We start from the raw sequence: 19,506 nt of genomic DNA on the forward strand, positions 1-19,506 counted from the left end.
CTCCGGACGGCATGAGCGGGCCGGTGACGAGCCTTTCCTGCCGGGGAAGGGGCTGTCGGCCGAGCCGCCGCGGACGAGACCCGAGAAGACGCCGCCGCCGGTGCGGCCGGGGCCGATGGCGGACCCGGAGCGGCGCAAGGCGCTGGCGGACGCGTTCGTGGCCGAGTTCGTCGGAAGCACGACGTGGCGGGCGATGCTCGCGGTGCTGGAGGGGGCGTTCCCCGGGCTGGGGATGGCGGCGACGCTTTCCCGCCGCACCGATGAGCTGTGGCGGACCATGGACGCCCTCGACCGGAAGTCCGCGGCCAGGCTCCGGGTTCCGGCATGGCTGGACGACGCCGGGATGGTGTTCGACCTCAGCGCCCAGCTCGGTATGCGGACCGCGCGGACGTCGCTGCGGGAACGGCCGGGGCGCCCCCGCGCGTCACGGCCCTACGCCGGGGCGTTCGTCATCGACACGCTCGATCCGCTGCGGTACCACCGTGCCGTGGGCGGGCCGCGGGCGCCGCGTGACCTGCCGGGTGAGGGGGCGCTGCCGGTGCCGCCGGTGGCGGAGGACGACGACAGCGGTGTCGTGATCGTCGCGAACCTGACGGCCGCGGGCGTACGGGTGCTGGACTCGGCCGCCCTGTGGCGATACGCGGGCCAGGTCGTCACGGGGACCCTGCATGAGTCGGCGCGTCCGGAGACACGAGCGCGGGTCAGGCAGGCGCTGTGGGCGCTGCGGCGCGTGGTCCTCGTCGATCCGGACCTCGGGCTCGGGCTGTGCCTGCAGCTCGACGCGGCCCGGGTGCCCCGGTGCCTGCTGGCGTTCCACGTGGACCGGACGGAGGTCGCGCCCCGCTTCGTCCGGCCCTGATCAGTCGTCCGAGCGCAGCCAGGACAGGTCGCTCTGCCGGTCGGGTGGCAGCTCGCGGAGATGGTCCACGAGCTGCCACGGCTCGGTCGGCGGTGTGCCCTCCTCCGGGAGGACGCCGCAGACCAGGGCGCTCTGCGTGCTGACGGCGGTGAACGGGCCGAACTGCGCGACGCCCCCGCCGCGCAGCGCCGCCAGTTCCGTGAGCAGCGCGTTCAGGGCGGAGGAGTCGCGCGGGTCGTACAGGCCGCGGACGTGGGTGAACATGTCCTCCGCGAGCACCTCCGGGCGTCGGCCCGAAAGGTAGTACACCGTTCCCCGGTAGGTGCCCGTGGCCTGCGCGGAACGCCCGTCGCGGACCCGGGCCCGCAGCCCGTACTCGGCGGCGCACCGTTCGTACGCGTCGGCGAGGAGCGCCTCCGCCTCGCCCTCCTCGCTGAGCAGGACGCCGGTGACGACGCCTTCCTCGCGGTCGAGACGGTCGAGCATCTCCCGGTGCAGCTCCACGACGTCCTGCTCCACCGCGTCCAGCGAGCGGGCGAGGGCACGCTGGGCATCGCGGTCGAGGTCGACGCCCGCCAGTTCGTCGGAGATGTCACCGAACTGCTTCTCCAGCCGGTCCAGCCGGCCGGTGACGGAATCCAGCCTGTCCATCACCTCGCCAGGCGGGCTTTCGGGCTGCGGCGGCGGGATCGTGATGCCGGCGGGTTCGGTCGCCTCGTCGACCACGGTCCTGAGCGCCTCGTGCCGCCGGGCGAGTTCGGACAGCTGGTTGCGCAGGTCGCGCAGTTCCGCCTGCGCGCGGGGGAGCCGCTTGTCGGACGCCAGGTAGAGCTCGCGTCCGGCGATCGCGAGGCAGAGCAGGACAAGGACCACGGTGGTCATGTGACTCCTCGAAAGGGGCTGCGCTTTCGACGATAACCATCCGCGGCCGTGTTGGCGGAGGACGCGGCGGATCTCGTCCAAAAGGCCCGGCATTTCCCGCGCCCGCCCCGCGGACAGAGCCGTCTTCGGACCGTGGTGGGTGGTTTGTTCGTGCGGGTCAGCCGAACAGGCCGCCCAGGAGGCCGCCGAGGACTTCGGCGGCGCCGCCCGCGATCTCTCCGGCCACGTTCCCCGCCATATCGCCGGCGACGCCGCCTGCGGCGTCCGCGACCATGTTGCCGGCGATGTCGCCTGCGGCCTGGCCCGCGTAGCCGGCGATGGCGTTGCCGAACGCGTCCACGGGGGCGCCCGCGACGTAGCCGGCGACATTCTGCGCGTATCCGGCCGCGTCCCCCATCGCGCCGACGGCCATGCCGCCCGCGACTCCGGCTGCGCCGAGCGCGGCGGCTCCGCCGACCACACCGGCCGCGGCGGCGCCGTAGCCGCCGTAGCCGCCGTAGCCGCGGTGCCCGTGGTAGCCCGGCGAACCGTGATGGACGTGCAGGGGCGGCGGGCCTGGCTGGCCGTGGGGTGCGGGCGGGTACGGCGCGGGACCCTGCGGGGCGGGCGGCGGCGGCCCGGTGTGGGCGGGCGGCGGGTACGGTGCGGCGCCCCCGGGTGCGGGGGGCGGTACCGGCCCGGGCGGCGCGTGGCCGGGAGGCGCGGGCGGGCCGCCGTGGCCCGGCATGGGTGAATGCGCGGGCGGCGCGCCCGGAGGGGGCGGCGGGAAGGCTCCTGGTGCGTGGCCGGGGACGCCGCCGGGTGGCGGGGGGAGCGGCTGCGACGGGCCCGGTGGGTAGGCGGGCCCGGGTGGGGGCGGCACCTGGCCGTGGCCGGGGCTCTGCATGGGGCCGGGCGCGTGGCCGTGGCCGGGGCCCTGCACGGGGGCGGGCGCCTGGCCCGGGGCGGGTGCGGGCGGCGGGAACTGCGCGTTGCCCGGACCGCCGTACTCGCCGGGGCCTCCGTAGGACGCGGCGGCGGGCTGTGCCGGTGGCGGCGGGGGCGGGAAGGCGGAGGGGCCGCCGGGAGGGGGCAGCGGTGCCTGGCCGGGAGGCGGCGGCGTCATCTGGCCCGGAGGATGGGCCATCTGGCCGGGAGGCGGTGTTATCTGGCCCGGAGGGGGCGGTGCCTGGCCCGGAGGGGGTGGGGGAGCGCTGTGGGCGGAGCCGGGGCGGGACGAGCGTGGCAGCGCGACAGCGGCCTCCAGCCACTGGCCGATCTTGGTGTTCCAGTCGGTCTCGGCGGCCTCGCCGTGCGGGACCTGGAAGACGCCGAACGACTCGTCCGGCGGGGCCTCGCGGTCCTCGGCGCGGAGCACGAACGCCATGGTGCGGGGGCTGGCCACGAAGCTCAGCCCGACCTTGTCGATCCGGCCCTGGTACGACGTCGGCGGGTTGAGGTGCATCTCCTGGTGGAACGGCAGCTGCTGGGAGACGCCCCGCAGCTTGGACGCCTCGAACGTCACGTTCGAGATCTGGAAGCCGAGCCGGGCGATCGCGGCGAGCACCCACTGCTGGGATTCCAGCGGCTCGACGGAGATCGGGTCGACGTCGCCGGGGTCGGGCTGGCCGGCCGCGTCGACCTCGGTGCACATCCCGATGGTGAAGCCGGGCAGTTCGTGGCCGAGCACGGTGGTGAACGGCAGTTCGTACGGCAGCGGGATGGAGAACGCGAGGTCGCGCTGCTGCGCGGTGTCCAGCCGGAAACCGCGCGTCAGGGCGCCCCGGTACACCTCCGGCCCGGCCGTCTCACCGCCGTAGCCGTTCTGCATGCGCGGCATGAGCGCCAGCGTCACGTGCCGGATCTCCACGGGCTGGGCGCCGCCGCGCAGATGCACCTTGCCCGCCACGACCCCGCCGGGTTTGCAGTTCGGCTCCGACAGGATCGTGTCGACGGACGGGCCGCCGCCCGCCATCTGCCCGTAGGACAACGGCCGTTCCCCTCTTCCGGCGGCGAGGACGTTTCCCCGCACGAGTCAGCCCGCTTGAGTCGGCCCGCGCGAAGCGGGCCGATGCGAGTTAGACCTACTCCACCATGCCATCGGTTCACACCGCGAAGCGGAATACCGTGGCTTTTTCCTCCGGCACGGTACGAAGTTCGCACCTTGCCGGTTCCTGCCGGGGAGGGGTTCCGCGGCCGGAGGCCTCACTCCTCCTTGGCGGTGACGGTGACGGTGGCGTAGCCGAGCTTCTCCAGCGGTTCGCGGATCTGCGCCGCGTCTCCGACGGCGATGACGGTCAGCGCCTCCGGGTCGACGTGCTTGCGGTAGGCGCGGGCGACGCCGTCCGGGGTGGAGGCGCGTACGGCGGCCAGGTAGGCGTTCGGGTAGTCGGCGCCCAGGCCGTTGGCGGACACGTCGGCGAGCTCGGCGGCGACGGCGCGGGCCGTCTCGTACTCGGCGGGAGCCCGGTCGGCCAGCGCGCGGACGGACGAGCCGTGCTCGTCGGCGTCGATCCCCCGGGAGAGGATGCCGCGCAGCTCGGTCAGTGCGTCGGCGACGGCGTCGGCGGTGACCTCGGTGTGGACGGCGCCCTGCGCGATGAACAGCCCGCAGTGCCGCATCCGGAGCAGACCCGCGCGCATGCCGTAGGTGTAGCCCTTCTCCTCGCGCAGCACCGCGTTGAGCCGGGACGTGAGCCCGCCGCCGAGCACGTGCGACGCGACCGTCAGGGACGGCCAGTCGTGGTGGGAGCGGTCGGGGACGCCGTGCCCGAAGCTGAGGTACGTCTGCACCGACCCCGGACGGTCGACGACGACGATCCTGGCGGCCGACTCCGGCAGGATCCGGTCGGCGGTCGGCAGCGGCCCCCCGGTGCCGGACCAGCCCTCCAGGGCGGCGGTGAGAGCGGCGCCGGCGTCGACCCCGGACAGATCACCGGCGACGACCGCGGTCGCCTCAGCGGGCACCACGGAGCCGTAGAAGCCGCGGATGTCCGACCCCTGGAGCGCGCCGACCGAGGTGCGGGTGCCGCCGGTCGGGCGGGCCGCGCGGGCGTCGGAGGGAAACATCACGGCGCGCAGCTCGCGCATGGCGCGCGACCCCGGGTCGGCATCCTCCTGCGCGATCTCCTCCAGGCGTTCGCGGACGAGCCGCCGCACGTCGGCGTCGTCGAGTGCCGGGCGCCGCACGACCTCGGAGAACAGTTCCATGGCCGCGCCGAGCCGCGTGGTCGGGACGTCCAGCGCGATCCGCAGCGCGGTCAGGTCGGCGTGCGCGAAGAAACTGGCGCCGAGCCGCTCGAACGCGGCGGTCAGCGCGGTGCCGCCGCCCGGCTCGGTGCCCTCCGTCAGCGCGTGCGCAGCGAGTGTCGCGACACCGTCGAGATCGGACGGCTCGCGTCCCGCCCCGGCGTGCAGGACGAGCCGGACCGCGGCGAGGCGGCGCCCGGGCAGGTCGCAGCGGAGCGTCGCCGGGCCGGCCGGGACGCGGCCCGCGGTGCCGGCCGGGAACGACCAGGCCGGGACGGGCCCGGGGACGGGACGAGGCTGCAGGTCCAGGCCGCTGCTCACGAGGTGCCTCCGTAGGTCAGGGCGGTGCGGGCGCCCGGCGCCAGCCAGCGGCCCGCCATCTCCTTGATCGCGTCTCCGGTGACCGAGGCCGCGCGGCCGGGGGCGGTGAAGACCCGGGCCGGGTCGTCGAACTGCGTGGCGTTCTGCGACAGGGCGTTGGCCAGGCCCGTGACGGTCTCGGTCTGCTCCAGGAAGCCGCGTTCTGCCTGGGCGGTGGCGCGGGCGGTCTCGTCGGCGTCCGGGCCCTCGTCGGCGAAGCGCCGGAGCTCCTCGTCCAGCACCGCGGCGATCTTGTCCGGTTCCGGCCCGATCGCGTCCACGATCGCCAGGGACGGGCCGGACGCCAGCCGCGTCACCCCGGCCCACACCTCGGTGGCGATCTCGTCGCGCCGCACCATCCGGTCGTACAGGCGGGAGCCGGAGCCGCCGCCGAGGATCTCGACCGCCAGCTCGGCGGCCTCGACGTCGTCTCCGCCGTCGGTGGGGAGCGTGAACATCGCGAAGTAGGCGGGGGACGGGACGTCCTCGTCGAGCGTCTCCCCGCGGACACCGCTCAGCGGCCCGAGTTCGCCGGGCCGCGCGGGCGGCTTCTCCGGGCCGGCGGGCAGCCCGCCGAAGTAGCGCTCCACCGCGTTCAGCGTCTTCTCGGGGTCGACGTCGCCGACGACGGACAGGACCGCGTTGCCCGGCGCGTACCAGGTGGCGAAGAAGTCCGCGCAGTCTTCGAGGGTGGTGGCGTCCAGGTCTTCCATGGAGCCGATGGGGGTGTGCGCGTACGGGTGGCGCTCGGGGAACGTCAGCGCGCACAGCCGCTCGAACGCCGTCCCGTAGGGCTGGTTGTCGTAGCGCTGGCGGCGCTCGTTCTTCACTACGTCGCGCTGGTTGTCGAGGTTGGCCTGGGTGAGCGCGGCGGGCAGCGTGCCCATCCGGTCGGCCTCCAGCCAGAGCGCGAGCTCCAGATGGCTGACCGGCACCGTCTCGTAGTAGTTCGTGCGCTCGAACGACGTGCTGGCGTTGAACGCGGCACCGGCGCTCTCCAGGAGCGCGGCGTGCTCGCCCTCGGCGACGTTCGCCGAGCCCTGGAACATGAGGTGCTCGAAGAGGTGGGCGAGCCCGGTGCGGCCGGCCCGCTCGTGTCGTGAGCCCACCCCGTACCAGATGTTCACGGCGGCCAGTGGTACGACATGGTCTTCGCAGACCACCACGCGCAGGCCATTGCCGAGCGTGTGCTCATGCAGCGGCTGTTCTGCCACGGAGCGCTCCGTCCGTTCGATGGGTCGGCTGGCGGACAGCACCGCGCGCGTCGGCGGGACGTACCCAGGCGGCGGGCTTGATCTCGGTCTCACCGTACCGGGTACCCGCGGCCGGAGGCGCGCCCACGCAAACTGTGGATAACCCGTACAGGCAAACCCGTATGAACCCCACCGAATCGGGATGAGGTGGCGAGTCAGGAGGCCGGGGACTCGTGGGCGGCGACGGCTTCCTCCAGGGAAGCGTGCAAGACGAAGATCTTGGTGAGCTGGGTGACGTGGAAGACGCGCCGTACCCGGTCGTTGACGCCCATGAAGGACATCGAGCCGTCCCGTGCGCGGAGCCGGTGGTAGATGCCGACCAGCACGCCGAGGCCCGTGGAGTCCAGGAACGTGACCTCGCCGAGGTCGATGACCAGCTGGGCGCCGCCGTTGTCGATGATGTCGAGGAGGGCTTCCCGCAGCCGGGGGCTGGTGAAGACGTCGATCTCACCGCTGATCTTCACGACCGTGAGGCCCTTTTCGACGCGATGCTCGACCGCGAAGTCCACCGGTTCTCCTCTCTGCCGCTCGTCTCGCCTGCCGCCCGTCCCGCCGAGCCTAGTGGGAACTCGTTTGTTACCCCTATGGCACGTCGTTACGCGGGACGGAACCCGTCCTGGTCCTCATGGGGAACGGAAGAGGGCCCATACGATCTTGCCTTGGGGGATGGTGCGCCACCCCCACCGGACGCTGAACGACTCAACGAGGTGGAGGCCGCGGCCCGTCTCGGCGATGTAGTCCGGTTCCTTGCGGCGCGGCGCGGCCGGGCTCGCGTCCATGATCCCGCAGAGCACCCAGGGAGCCTGGTGGCCGAGGCGCAGCCTGATGGCGGACGGTGCGGAGCCGAGCGGATCGGCCGGGTCGTCGTACACGCCCTCGTGGTGTACGTCGTCCATCACCGGGCCGCCCGGCCGGCCGCGGGTCGTCCCCCCGCTGTGCCGTAGTGCGTTCGTCACGAGTTCGGAGACGACGAGGCCGACGTCGTCGGTGAGTTCGGGCACGCCCCATTCGGTGAGCCGCGACACGGCGAAATGTCGTGCCTCGGTGACCGACTCCGGATCGGGCTTGACCGTGAACGAGACCGTGGGGCCCCGCAGCTCGGTCAGGGCCGTCACGGCCGTGTCCAGGCGAGGGGGCAGGTCGGACGACTCCGGGACGGGCGTGGAGCACCCGGCATGGCCGTGCGGATCGGCCGGCCCCACGAAGGGGCCGAGCTCCCACCGCGTGTCGTCGTGCGCGTGGCGTGACGTCATTCCAACCGGACCCCGCAGAGTGATCTCGTTGTGCAGCCGTGCTCGGAAGTCTCGTGCGTTATCCTGCGCATCGTAGCGTGCGAATGCAAGGCCCAATGCACGTGCATCCGCGATGTGAGGGTGTGGGGCGGCGCGAATGTACGCGAGCTGATCGGAGGTAACCGCAGGACACTGAGGCCAGTGGCACACTAGGTTCGCTGTCCGCCGAATAGCCGGGAGGTTGGGCGTGACTTCAGAGACGCCGGGAAGCGGGTCGACGGTTCGTCGGATCCTGCTCGGGTCGCAGCTTCGCCGTCTGCGCGAGCAGAAGGGCGTGACCCGTCAGGACGCCGGCTACGTCATCCGCGCGTCGGAGTCGAAGATCAGCCGCCTGGAGCTCGGACGGGTCAGCTTCAAAGAGCGAGACGTGGACGACCTGCTCTCGCTGTACGGCGTCAGCGACAAGACAGAACGCGAGGCGCTGCTGCAGCTTGCGCGGGAGGCCAACACCCCAGGCTGGTGGCACCGGTACAACGATGTGCTGCCCGGCTGGTTCCAGACCTATGTCGGCCTGGAGGAGTCGGCGGCGTTGATCCGCACATATGAACTGCAGTTCGTTCCGGGACTGCTGCAGTCGGAGGGGTATGCGCGGGCAGTGATCCGCTTGGGCAACGCCGGAGCCGCCGAACACGAAATCGACCAACGCGTGGAACTCCGCATGCAACGGCAGGAACGCCTCACAGGCCCGGACGCTCCGCGCCTGTGGGCGGTGGTGGACGAGGGGGCGCTGAAGCGTCCCATCGGCGGCCCGGAGGTGATGAGGGGCCAGTTCGAGCACCTCATCGAAATGTCCAAGCTGCCGAACGTCACCATCCAGATCATGCCGTTCAGGTTCGGAGGCCACGCCGCCGAGGGGGGCGCGTTCACCATCCTGCGCTTTCCCGAGCAGGACCTGCCGGACGTGGTTTACGTCGAGAACCTCACCGGCGCGATGTACCTGGACAAGCGCGACGACGTCGACACCTATCTGCAGGCGATGGAACGCCTGTGCGTCGACAGTGCGACACCGGAACGCACCGTCGAGCTTCTCGGTGATCTTCTCAGAGAGACATGATGCTCCAGAACTACTACGACAACGGGATGCCGGCCACCAACCTCCAGGGGGCGCGGTGGCTGAAGTCCCGGCGAAGCAACTCCCAGGGGAACTGCGTCGAAATCGCCGAACTGCCGGGCGGGCGGGTCGCGATGCGCAACTCCCGTCATCCCGACGGCCCCGCACTCATCTACACCCGTCCGGAGATCGAGGCGCTCATCCTTGGAGCCAAGGATGGCGACTTCGACCATCTCATCGCCTCCCGTAACTGAAACACCCCAGGAAAACCGCCAGCAGCCGCCGCTTGACCCGCCGCAATGGGGACGACGAAGTTCCTAGGGGCGGGAACCCCGGTGGCCAGTCCGAAACGCGGCGGGTCGGCTCCGGTGCGCCGAACGTCGACCCGACCGCCATCAGAGCAGAGGCCACCCCAGGCGCGAGGGTGGCCTTTTCTATGAGGGTCGGCCTCTATGAGGGTCGGCCTCTGAGAGGGTCGGCCGTCGGCCCTCAGCCGCAGTTGCCGTAGGGGGCGGACTGGCCGTTGCCGCCGAACCGGACGCAGGTGCCGGGTGCCTTCACGTACACCGGTCCCGCGTACCAGTCGAACTGTCCACTGTCGGCGATCGTGCTGCCGCCCTGCTTCTGGATCCAGACCGACACCGGGGACTTGGTGCCCACGTTCACCGTCTTTATCGTGACGGCGCAGTTGTAAGTGGAGTTGTTGTACAGCAGGTAGGCGATGCCTCCGGAGACGCGCAGCGATCGCTGCACGTAGTAGCCGCCTCCATGGCCGCCGTTGTTGCACACCTGCTGCGGGCTGTACTTGTTGGCCGGTTCCTTGTCGGGCGTGGAGCCCCCGCCGCCACTGCCCGTCGTCGGTTCAGGATCTCCCGGCTGCCGCGGCGTGCCGGGCTTCTGGGACGAGTTCGGGTCCGCGGGGTTCCGGCTCTGCTCACCCTTGGGTTGCCGGGGCTTCTTCGTCGGACTCTGGGCTTCACCGCCGGCGCCGTTCGCGGACTCGGAACCGCCCTGCGTGCCCTGGGTCTGGTCGGACGCCACCGTCTGCTTCTGGTTGCCGTTGTCGTCGCCCGGCCTTGTCGCGGCCCAGACGGCGCCACTCGCGAGGACGGCCGCCACTGCGGCGGCCGCCGCGATCGGGACGAGACGCCCGCTCCTCTTACCGTCCAGCCCATGAGCTTGGGGTGGCCCTAGGGAAACCGGCGGGGGCGTGCCAGGCGGGCCCTGCATGTGCCCACCGGGCGGCTGCTGTGCCCCATAGGGCGGCTGCTCGCCTTGGGGATGGAGTTGCTCTCCGTAGGGCGGAGGCTGCGGGGCCGTCTGGTGCCTGACGCCGGACGGGTCCGTGACGTGGTCGGGCGGCAGTACCGCACCGGCCGCGACTCCGGGGAACGCGGGCAGCGGCTGGATGGGCGCCGGGGCCGAGGACGAGCCGCCGGCCGCGCCGACCAGGCGTTCCTGGGCCTCGCGGGCGGTCGGGCGCTGCGCGGGCTCCTTGGCCAGGCATGCCAGGACGAGTTCGCGCATCGGGCTGGGCAGGTCGCCCAGGTCCGGCTCGGCGGTAAGGATCCGGTGCATGACCGTGGCCATCTCGTCGTTGCCGAACGCGGGACGTCCGGTCGCGGCGAACGCCATGGTCGTGCCCCAGGCGAACATGTCCGAGGCCGTGCTGACCTCACCGCTGGTGAAGTGCTCGGGCGCCATGTACGCGGGCGTGCCGACGTTCTGCGTCTCACCGGCCGCGCCCAGCGCGCGCGCCACGCCGAAGTCGATGACGCGGGGGCCGTCCGGCCCCATCATCACGTTGTGCGGCTTGAAGTCGCGGTGGACGATCCCGGCCTGATGGATCGCGGTGAGCGCGGTAAGGGTGCTGATGGCGAGCCGTTCCAGCGCGCCACCCGTGCGCGGGCCCTCCGTGCGCACGACATGATGCAGTGACACGCCGGGGACGTATTCGCTGACGATGTAGGGCTGGTCGCCCGCGACGTCGGCGTCCAGTACCTGAGCGGTGCAGAACCGCGCCACGCGCTTGGCGACCTCGAGTTCGCGGACGAAGCGCGCGCGGGCGGACTCGTCCCCGGAGAGCCCTCCGTGCAGCAGCTTGATGGCGACGTGGTCGACGGTGGGGAGGGTCTGGGCCGCGCCGCTGGGTCGACCCAGGAAGACAGCCCCTTGACCGCCCTCGCCCAAGCGGCCCAAGATCACGTACCCGCCCAGCTCGGTCGGGTCGCCCGACCGCAGCGGAAGGGCGTCCGGCATCGTCCTGTCCGTCACGCCACTCGCTCCCCCGTCACTTTCGGCTCATCGGCAAGACATTGCAGCAAGCCTATGGCCAGATGATGGTAGGCGCTCCGCAAAGCAAATGATCAAGGAGCCGGCGATACCGGCCTAAATGGACTATAGTCCGATTGATGGGAGGGGATGCGGTGATGGACCGTGGTCCGGCCGGCGGGAGGAGTGTCGACCTGGAGCTGATGCGCACGCCGCCCCCCAAGGAGCGCGCGGATGCCGCGCGCAACCGGGTGAAGGTGCTCGAAGCCGCCGCCGCGCTCTTCGCCCGGCACGGCGTCGCGTCGGTCTCGATGGACGCGGTGGCCGCCGCTGCGGGCGTCGGCAAGGGAACCCTGTTCCGCCGCTTCGGCGACAAGGCGGGCTTGGCCGTGGCGCTCCTGGACGAACGTGAACGCGACCTGCAGGACGCGATCCTGTCCGGCCCGCCCCCTCTGGGGCCGGGCGATGCGGGTTCGGCGGTCCCACCGTCCGAACGTCTGCACGCCTTCGCCGACGCCTACCTGGACTACGTGCTGGCCCACTTGTCCCTGGTCCGCATGTCGGAAACGGCTTCACCGGGTGCGCGGTACCGCATCGGCGCCTATGGCTTCTGGCATCGGCACGTGACGATCCTGCTCGACGAGATCGTCGCCGATGGGGACGCGCTGGCGCACGCGCTGCTGGCCGTCCTCAGCGCGGAACACCTCACCGCGATGGCCGACAGCGTGGGTGCGGAACGCGCGCGCGCCTCCGTCCACAAGCTCTTCGACGTGGCGAGACCCTGAGAAAAGCCGAAGCCCCCGTGGTGTCACGGGGGCCTCGGATGTCCGGCCGGGGGTCCGGCTGGACGAAACGGTGTCAGGCCGGGTCGGGCGTCCGACGCTCTGCGTCGCGCTCCACCCGGCCGTTCGCGTTGCCCGGCGGACCCTCCTGGGCGTGATTGCGTTCCAGCTGCGCCGCGACCGCGAGGGCCCGCAGCGACGTGGTCTTCACATGTTCACGTGCACGGCCGGTACGGGTTGTGGGGATGCTGCTCGGCACGGTGCTCCTCCGTGTGTCGGTGGACAGGGGGTGCTACCCGGATCACGGGCGTTCGCACGGTAGTTGCAACCGCAAGATCTTTTGACTTATTCCGAGTGATCGTTCCGTTTATGGCCGGATCCGGAACTCAGAGGTACAGGCCCGGTCCGTCGCCGGACGAGTCCGGCTTGACCGGCTGGAGGTCGGCGGCGGACAGGGTGGACAGTTCGGACGCGTCCGACGAGGCCGTGAGGCGTTCGGCCTGGACGGCGACGGCGCCGTCGAGGAGGTTGCGCATGAGCCGCCCGTTGCCGAACGAGTGCCCGCGGGGAACGTCGCCGAGCAGGCGGCGCACGCGCGCCGGGACGTCCGGGGACAGCTGGAGCCCCTCGGCGGCGGCGAGATGCGCGAAGATCTCGACGAGTTCGTCGTCGGAGTAGTCGGGGAAGGCGAGGCGCTTCGGGAAGCGCGATTGGAGCCCGGAGTTGCCGGCGAGGAAGGCCTCCATCTCCCGCTCGTAGCCCGCGGCGATGACGACCAGGTCGCCGCGGTACTCCTCCATGAGCTGGACGAGCGTGGAGACGGCCTCCTGGGTGTAGGAGTCGCCGGCCAGCGAGTACGCCTCGTCGATGAACAGGACGCCGCCGAGGGCCTGCTCGACGGCGGCCCGCACGCGCGGGGCGGTCTGGCCGATGTAGGAGCCGATGAGGTCGGCGCGGGAGACCTCGACGAGGTGCCCGGACGACAGCAGCCCGAGGTCGGCGTAGACGGAGGCGACGAGGCGGGCGACCGTCGTCTTGGCGGTGCCCGGGTTGCCGGTGAACACCATGTGCCGGGTCGGCACGCCGGCCGTGTGGCCGGCGGCGCGGCGGAGGTCGGCGGCGCGGGCCTCGGCGGCGAGGCGGTGCACCTCCTTCTTGACGTCCGCGAGCCCGATGAGGGCGTCGAGTTCGGCGAGCGGGTCGGTGACGGGCCGGGCGCGGGTGGCGCCGGAGAGGGTGTCCGGGATGTCCTCGGCGAGCAGGGCGGTCAGGTCGTCCGGGGTGGGCTTGCGCAGGGCGGTCACGCGGCGGGCCTGCAGGGCGGTGGCGCGTTCGCACAGGTTGCGCATGGCGCGGGCGTTGCCGAAAGAGCGGCCGCGCGGGGCGCGGCGCAGGAGGTCGGCCACCCTGTCGCGGGCCCCGGATTCCAGTTCCAGGCCGGCGGACGCCACCTGCGCGTCGAAGATCTCGATGAGCTCGGCGTCGGTGAAGTCGGGGAAGCGGACCGTGCTGGGGAAGCGGGACGCGAGACCGGGGTCGGACGCGATGAACCGCCGCATCTCGCGCTCGTAGCCGGCGACGATGACGACGAGGTCGTCGCGGTGGTTCTCCATGAACTTCAGGAGCTCGGCGATGGCCTCGGGCCCGTAGTCCTCCTCCACGCCCTCCTGGATCAGCGAGTACGCCTCGTCGATGAACAGGACGCCGCCGACGGCGCGCCGCGCGACGTTGCGCGTCTTCACGGCGGTCTCGCCGATGTAGGTGCCGATGAGGGTCGAACGGGTCGCTTCGACGAGGTGCCCGGACGTCAGCACGCCGAGGTCCTTGAGGACACGGGCGAACAGCCGTGCGACGACCGTCTTGCCGGTACCGGGGTTTCCGGTGAACACCGTGTGCCTGGCGGGTGCGGCGGGGACGGGCACCCCGGCGTCGCGGCGCATCTTCGTGGCCTTCGCGCCGGCGATGAGCAGCTCGATCTCCTGTTTGACGCTGCCGAGGCCGGTCAGGGCGGCGAGTTCCGCCATGGGGTCGGCGCCGGGGGAGTCGAACGAGTCGGGCACGTCGGGACGCTTGACGACGAGTTCCTCACCGGGCTCCGTCCGTTCGCGGACGGATTCCACGACGATGTCGGCGAGGCGCTGTGCGAGGCGGGCGTTCCGCAGGTTCCGGACGGGCCGAGTGCCGGCGAGCAGTTGCCCTGCGGCCGTCAGGGCGCGCTTGTGCGCGCGCGCCCCGCGCTGCTGGACGGCCCGGTTGAACAGCTCCGCGTGGCCTTCGGCGGTGAACGGATGCGTGCGGACGACCTGGAACCGCAATGCGAGCGCGGGGTTGACCTCGCGGATCCGGTCGTCGCCACCGGGCTCGCACAAGGCGACGATGTGCAGGTCGTCGTGGACGTCCAGGGCCCGGTGCAACTGCTCGATGATGGCCTCGCCGCTCCGTTCGTCCTTGGACATGTCGTCGAGGCCGTCGATGACCATGAGCCGCACGCCCGCGCTGTCGCGTGCGTCGTTGTAGATGTGCATGGTGGCGCCCGAGACGTCCTTGCCGGCGAAGAAGTCGCCCGCCAGCCACAGCGGCGGGTCGGCGAGGCCGTGCCGCTGGACGAGCCGGACGATCTCCTGGGCCGCGTCGCGCTTGCCGGTGCCGTCCGGGCCGACGATCATCAGCCGGACCGGGCCCGGCCCGGTGGCGATCTCCTCCAGCGCGGCGGCGACGTCCGGCTGGCCGACCAGGTCGGTCTCCACCTTCGCGGCGGCGCGGGCGCCGCGCGGGCGGGACTCGGCCTTGCCGAGGCTCGCGGCGAGCGGGTTGGCGATCCGGCGGCGCGGCGCGAACAGCCGCTGGACGTCCTCCTGGAACCTGGCGATCGGGATCCACACGCGCTCGGGGCTGGACGGCACGTCCGGGAGCCCCTTGACGCTGGCGGTGAAGCGCATCGCCATGTCGAGCCAGCCGCGGCAGGCGTCGATGGCTCCGGCGCCGAGGCCGCGTGCGAGCCAGGCCCACTCGGTCAGCGACCACGCGTCCACGTCGAACGAGCCGCTCTTGTCGCCGAACCGTGCGAGCAGTTCCCCGTACCGGTCCTCGGTGAGGACGACGGACAGTTCGGCGGGCACCTGCTCCAGGCCGGCCTGGAGCAGCAGGTGGATGAGCAGTTCGTCGGCGGTCTCGTCGTGCGGCGCGATCTCGCGCAGGTGCTCGTGGACGGGAAGCAGGCCCGAGCACACCCATTCCAGGTGGCTGATGGGCCCGGCGAGTTCGGGCAGGGCGGCGATGATGTCGTCGTCGGCCTGCGCCGCCCACAGGTCCCGCCGCCGCTTCAACGAGAGGCCGAGCCAGTTTCCGGCCGGGGGGTTCTCGTACAGCTTCAGCAGGGCCCGGCGACGGCGTTCGAACGGCTCCAGGCCCTCGAAGACGCCGAGCGACTCGCGGCCCAGGGTGAGCGCCAGCTCCTGGTCACCGCAGTCCTCCAGCCATTCGAATGCCCGGAACTCGCCCGACAGGGCGCTCCAGGTGCCCGGCTTGCGCTTCGCGGTCTTCTTCGGCTTGCTCAGGTAGCGCCCGAAGAACTCCTGGTACAGGTCGTTGAATGGACCGGAGTAGAGGGCCGCGGCGCCCGGCAGGTAGGCGAGGAGACTGATCATCTCGGCGGCGACCAGCGGGGCGGGGCTGGTCATCATGCCGTGCTGGCCGGTGGTCAGCGGGACGCAGCGCGGATCCTTGACGAGGGTGTCGATACGGTTCCGGATCTCGTCGTACAGTCCGTCCGGGACGCGCCATGGCCCGGACGCGTACAGATCGATGACCGTGTCGTCGGACACGAGAAGTTCCAGATGTTCCGGCAGCCGCACAGTTTCCCCCTGGGAGCACACCAAACCCGGTAAGGCACACCAACGCCGGTAAAGCACACCAACGCGGTCGAACAGCCTAACGACGGGGACCGACCAACGCGGGGCCATGGAGAATAACGGCCCATTTTTCCCACAAGGCGCGTCCTGTAACTTTGTTCACACCTTTGAGGTGGCGCGGGAGGCTGCCCCAGCCGCTCAACTGGGTAGGTATCCGGGCGGCCGTGCCCGAGCCGTCCTCCCGGGAGAGAACGTTGATCACAAAGCTGCTCGTCGCCAACCGCGGCGAGATCGCCGTGCGGGCGCTGCGCGCCGCCTACGAGCTCGGCATCGCCAGCGTGGCCGTCTACGCGCACGAGGACCGGTTCTCCCTGCACCGCCAGAAGGCGGACGAGGCGTACGAGATCGGCGAGCGCGGCCACCCCGTCCGGGCCTACCTGGACGTGGACGGGATCGTGGAGACCGCGCTGCGGGTCGGGGCCGACGCCGTCTACCCCGGCTACGGGTTCCTGTCGGAGAGCCCGGAACTGGCGGAGGCGTGCGAGCGCAACGGGATCAAGTTCGTCGGCCCGCCGTCGGCCGTGCTGAACCTGGCGGGCAACAAGATCGAGGCGGTCGCGGCGGCGCGGCGCGCGGGCCTGCCGGTGCTCGGCTCGGCGACGCCCGAGGTGGGCGCGGAGCTGGTGGCGGCCGATGAGATCGGGTTCCCCCTGTTCGTGAAGGCCGCGGCCGGAGGCGGCGGGCGCGGGCTGCGCCGCGTCGACGACCGCGAGGACCTGGAGGCCGCCGTGGACGCGGCGCGCCGCGAGGCGCAGAGCGCGTTCGGCGACCCGGCGGTGTTCCTGGAGCGGGCGGTGGACCGGCCCCGCCACATCGAGGTGCAGGTCCTCGCCGACGGCGCCGGGCACGTCGTCCACCTGCGCGAACGTGACTGCTCGGTGCAGCGCCGCCACCAGAAGGTCGTGGAGATCGCGCCCGCCCCGGAGCTGGACCCGGACGTCGCGCGGCGGCTCTGCGAGGACGCGGTGAAGTTCGCCCGCGAGGTCGGATACGAGAACGCGGGCACCGTGGAGTTCCTCGTCAACGACCGGGGCGAGCACGTCTTCATCGAGATGAACCCGCGCATCCAGGTCGAGCACACCGTGACCGAGGAGGTCACCGGCATCGACCTGGTGCAGAGCCAGCTGCGCATCGCGGGCGGCGAGACGCTCCCCGGACTCGGCATCGCGCAGGACGAGGTGACGGTCAGCGGCTTCGCCGTCCAGTGCCGCATCACGACCGAGGACCCCGCGAACGACTTCCGGCCCGACACCGGCAAGATCTCGGCCTACCGGTCTCCGGGCGGCGCCGGCGTGCGCCTCGACACCGGGACGGCCTACGGGGGCGCGATCGTCAGCCCCCACTTCGACTCGCTGCTGGTCAAGCTGACCTGCCGCGGCCGGACGTTCGAGGAGGCGACGCGGCGGGCGCGCCGGGCCGTCGCCGAGTTCCGCATCCGGGGCGTCGCGTCCAACATCCCGTTCCTCCAGGCGCTGCTGGACGAGCCGGACTTCCGCGCGGGCGGCGTCACGACGGCCTACATCGGCGAGCACCCCGAGCTGCTCACGGCCCGGTCGAGCGGTGACCGCGCGACACGGCTCGTCCGGTACCTGGCGGACGTGACCGTCAACAAGCCGCACGGCGAGGCGCCCACCGACCTCGACCCGGCGACGAAGCTGCCGCCGCTGGCCATGGACGGCCCGTTCCCGCAGGGATCCCGTGACCGGCTACTGACTCTCGGCGCGCGCGCGTTCGCCGAGCAACTCCGGAACCAGAGCGCTCTGGCCGTCACCGACACCACGTTCCGGGACGCGCATCAGTCCCTCCTCGCCACGCGAGTACGTACCTACGACCTGCTCGCCGCCGCGCCGTATCTCGCGCGCATGACCCCCCAGCTCCTCTCCGTGGAGGCGTGGGGCGGGGCGACGTACGACGTCGCGCTCCGCTTCCTGGGCGAATCCCCCTGGGACAGGCTGGCCGCGATACGCGAGGCCGCCCCGAACCTGTGCATCCAGATGCTTCTGCGCGGGCGCAACACCGTCGGATACACGCCGTACCCCGATTCGGTCGCCCGCGCGTTCGTGCGCGAGGCCGCCAGTACGGGTGTGGACGTCTTCCGGGTGTTCGACGCGCTCAACGACGTGGAGCGCATGCGTCCCGCCATCGACGCGGCGCTCCAGACGCACGCGCTCGTCGAGGGAACCCTCTGCTACACCGGCGACCTCTCGTCCCCGGACGAGCGGCTCTACACCCTCGACTACTACCTGCGCCTCGCAGAGGAGCTGGTCGACGCGGGTGTCCACATCCTGTGCATCAAGGACATGGCCGGTCTGCTCCGAGCCCCTGCCGCCCGCACCCTGGTCACCGCTCTCCGCGAGCGTTTCGACCTCCCCGTCCACCTGCACACCCACGACACGGCCGGCGGCCAGATCGGCACCTACGTCGCCGCCATCGAAGCCGGTGTCGACGCCGTCGACGGAGCCGCCGCGCCGCTCTCGGGGACCACCAGCCAGCCGCCCCTTCAGGCGATCGTCGCCGCGACCGATTTCACCGATCACGCCACCGGCATCGACCTGGACTCGCTGACCGTCATGGAGCCGTACTGGGAGGCCGTCCGGAAGCTCTATGCCCCGTTCGAGATGGGCCTCCCATCGCCGACCGGGCGCGTCTACCGGCACGAGATCCCGGGCGGGCAGCTGTCCAACCTGCGGCAGCAGGCCGTGGCGCTCGGGCTCGGCGACCGGTTCGAGGAGATCGAGCGCCTGTACGCGGCGGCCGACGCGATCCTCGGGCGCCTGGTGAAGGTCACCCCGTCCAGCAAGGTCGTCGGCGACCTGGCCCTGCACCTGGTCGCCGCCGGCGCCGACCCCGGCGACTTCGCCGAGAACCCGGAGCGCTACGACATCCCCGACAGCGTCATCGGGTTCCTGAACGGCGAACTGGGCGACCCGCCCGGCGGCTGGCCCGAGCCGTTCCGCACCAAGGCCCTCGCCGGACGCCATCACACGACGCTTCATTCTGGGGGGACGCCCCCCCAAACCCCCCGGCAAGGGCACGGTGTACGAGCCGAACTCAACGGCGCGGAGGAGAAGGCCCTGGCCGGACCCGAGGTGCGCGACACACTAGACCGGCTCCTCTTCCCCGGCCCCGCCAAGGACTACCGCGAGACCCGTGCGGCTTACGGCGACCTCTCCGTCCTGCCCACGAGCCCGTTCCTCTACGGGCTCCGCACAGGACACGAGGTCGCGTTCGACCTCGAACCGGGGGTGCGCGTCCTGGCCGGCCTGGAAGCGGTCGGCGCCGTCGACGAGGCGGGTGTCCGGCAGGTCATCTGCACCGTGAACGGCCAGCTCCGCACGCTCTCCGTCCGCGACAAGTCCGTCGTGTCGGACGCGCCGCCCGTCGAGCGCGCCGACCCGGGGGAGCCCGGCCATGTCGCCGCCCCGTTCGACGGCTCGGTGACGCTGCGCGTGTCCAAGGGCGACGAGGTCGCCGCCGGGGACGTCGTCGCCACCATCGAGGCGATGAAGATGGAGGCCGCCATCACCGCCCCCGTCGCCGGGACGGTCACCCGCCTGGCCGTCCCGCAGACGACCCCGGTCCAGGCCGGCGACCTCCTCCTGGTGGTCACCTGACCG

Annotated in this window: 14 protein-coding genes; 5 read left to right on the top strand and 9 right to left on the bottom strand. The window is 71.9% G+C overall.

Annotated elements, in window-relative coordinates:
• Window positions 1-115: 115 nt before the first annotated feature.
• Window positions 116-859, top strand: a complete 744-nt coding sequence (locus tag ACGFIS_RS02425; RefSeq protein WP_392969132.1) for a hypothetical protein — start codon at window positions 116-118, stop codon at window positions 857-859.
• Here the strand turns inward: ACGFIS_RS02425 and ACGFIS_RS02430 are convergent, their stop codons facing one another.
• The 6 genes from ACGFIS_RS02430 to ACGFIS_RS02455 all read right to left on the bottom strand — a co-directional run bounded on the left by ACGFIS_RS02430 (window position 860) and on the right by ACGFIS_RS02455 (window position 7,835).
• Complete coding sequence (locus ACGFIS_RS02430) at window positions 860-1,741, bottom strand: hypothetical protein (RefSeq protein WP_392969135.1); 882 nt, start codon at window positions 1,739-1,741, stop codon at window positions 860-862.
• Between the two features lie 157 nt (window positions 1,742-1,898).
• On the bottom strand, window positions 1,899-3,710 hold the full coding sequence (locus ACGFIS_RS02435) for a sporulation protein (RefSeq protein ID WP_392910447.1): 1,812 nt from the start codon (window positions 3,708-3,710) through the stop codon (window positions 1,899-1,901).
• Window positions 3,711-3,925: 215 nt separating this feature from the next.
• A complete protein-coding gene (locus ACGFIS_RS02440; protein ID WP_392910444.1) occupies window positions 3,926-5,290 on the bottom strand; it encodes a M16 family metallopeptidase in 1,365 nt (454 codons plus the stop codon).
• Window positions 5,287-6,543: a M16 family metallopeptidase gene (locus ACGFIS_RS02445; protein WP_392910442.1), complete on the bottom strand. Its 1,257-nt coding sequence runs from the start codon at window positions 6,541-6,543 to the stop codon at window positions 5,287-5,289. The genes ACGFIS_RS02440 and ACGFIS_RS02445 overlap by 4 nt, the downstream gene beginning before the upstream one ends.
• Before the next feature lie 194 nt (window positions 6,544-6,737).
• Window positions 6,738-7,091 carry an STAS domain-containing protein gene (locus tag ACGFIS_RS02450; RefSeq protein WP_392910439.1) on the bottom strand — a complete coding sequence of 118 codons (354 nt, stop codon included), beginning with the start codon at window positions 7,089-7,091 and terminating at the stop codon, window positions 6,738-6,740.
• A 114-nt stretch (window positions 7,092-7,205) separates the two neighbouring features.
• Window positions 7,206-7,835, bottom strand: a complete 630-nt coding sequence (locus ACGFIS_RS02455) for an ATP-binding protein (RefSeq protein WP_392910436.1) — start codon at window positions 7,833-7,835, stop codon at window positions 7,206-7,208.
• A 271-nt stretch (window positions 7,836-8,106) separates the two neighbouring features.
• On the opposite strand from ACGFIS_RS02455, the gene ACGFIS_RS02460 reads away from it, so the two are divergent.
• A complete protein-coding gene (locus ACGFIS_RS02460) occupies window positions 8,107-8,928 on the top strand; it encodes a helix-turn-helix domain-containing protein (protein WP_392910692.1) in 822 nt (273 codons plus the stop codon).
• The gene (locus ACGFIS_RS02465) at window positions 8,928-9,179 is read left to right on the top strand and encodes a DUF397 domain-containing protein (protein WP_392910690.1); all 252 of its coding nucleotides are present in this window, start codon (window positions 8,928-8,930) and stop codon (window positions 9,177-9,179) included. The genes ACGFIS_RS02460 and ACGFIS_RS02465 overlap by 1 nt, the downstream gene beginning before the upstream one ends.
• 235 nt (window positions 9,180-9,414) lie before the next feature.
• On the opposite strand, the gene ACGFIS_RS02470 is transcribed toward ACGFIS_RS02465, so the two are convergent.
• Window positions 9,415-11,199 carry a serine/threonine protein kinase gene (locus tag ACGFIS_RS02470; protein ID WP_392910434.1) on the bottom strand — a complete coding sequence of 595 codons (1,785 nt, stop codon included), beginning with the start codon at window positions 11,197-11,199 and terminating at the stop codon, window positions 9,415-9,417.
• A gap of 137 nt (window positions 11,200-11,336) precedes the next feature.
• Between ACGFIS_RS02470 and ACGFIS_RS02475 the strand changes: the two genes are divergently transcribed.
• Window positions 11,337-11,981 carry a TetR/AcrR family transcriptional regulator gene (locus ACGFIS_RS02475; protein WP_392910431.1) on the top strand — a complete coding sequence of 215 codons (645 nt, stop codon included), beginning with the start codon at window positions 11,337-11,339 and terminating at the stop codon, window positions 11,979-11,981.
• Between the two features lie 73 nt (window positions 11,982-12,054).
• On the opposite strand, the gene ACGFIS_RS02480 is transcribed toward ACGFIS_RS02475, so the two are convergent.
• Entirely contained in the window at window positions 12,055-12,237 is a 183-nt protein-coding gene (locus ACGFIS_RS02480) for a hypothetical protein (protein WP_392910429.1), read from the bottom strand.
• Between the two features lie 127 nt (window positions 12,238-12,364).
• Window positions 12,365-15,832, bottom strand: coding sequence for an AAA family ATPase (locus ACGFIS_RS02485; protein ID WP_392910427.1), 3,468 nt, complete (start codon window positions 15,830-15,832; stop codon window positions 12,365-12,367).
• Window positions 15,833-16,083: 251 nt separating this feature from the next.
• On the opposite strand from ACGFIS_RS02485, the gene ACGFIS_RS02490 reads away from it, so the two are divergent.
• The gene (locus ACGFIS_RS02490) at window positions 16,084-19,503 is read left to right on the top strand and encodes a pyruvate carboxylase (protein ID WP_392969138.1); all 3,420 of its coding nucleotides are present in this window, start codon (window positions 16,084-16,086) and stop codon (window positions 19,501-19,503) included.
• Window positions 19,504-19,506 lie beyond the last annotated feature (3 nt).

This window comes from Spirillospora sp. NPDC048824, assembly GCF_043198455.1.
In the GTDB taxonomy this organism is placed as follows: Bacteria; Actinomycetota; Actinomycetes; order Streptosporangiales; family Streptosporangiaceae; genus Spirillospora.